This window comes from Myxococcus sp. CA051A (genome assembly GCF_013336705.1).
Classification (GTDB): Bacteria; Myxococcota; Myxococcia; order Myxococcales; family Myxococcaceae; genus Myxococcus; species Myxococcus llanfairpwllgwyngyllgogerychwyrndrobwllllantysiliogogogochensis.
In genome coordinates this window covers 1-380 of the sequence record NZ_JABUMS010000100.1, presented here as the reverse complement: position 1 = coordinate 380, position 380 = coordinate 1, and the positions used below count along the sequence as shown (strand labels likewise).

The window sequence follows — 380 nt, the reverse complement described above, 5'->3', positions numbered from 1 at the left end:
CCTTCGAGGAGGCCAACGCCGCGTTCGGCCATGAGCTCACCTGGTTCGAGCCCCGCCTGACGCCGCAGACGGTGGGACTGGCGGCGGGCTTCCCCGGGGTGTGCTCCTTCGTGAATGACCGGCTGGACGGCCCCTGCCTCCAGGCGCTGGCGCAAGGGGGCACGCGGCTGGTGGCGCTGCGCTCGGCGGGCTTCAACCACGTGGACCTGGCGGAGGCCGCCCGGCTGGGGATGACCGTCGTGCGCGTCCCCGAGTACTCACCCGAGGCCGTGGCCGAGCACACCGCGGCGCTCGTGCTCGCGCTCAACCGCAAGGTGCACCGCGCCTACGCACGGGTGCGCGAGTGGAACTTCTCGCTGGACGGGCTGGTGGGGTTCGAC

The 380-nt window shown here is 72.9% G+C and carries 1 pseudogene; it reads left to right on the top strand.

Annotated elements, in window-relative coordinates:
• Window positions 1-380 (top strand): annotated as a pseudogene (locus HUA74_RS45095) (2-hydroxyacid dehydrogenase); the annotation flags it as partial.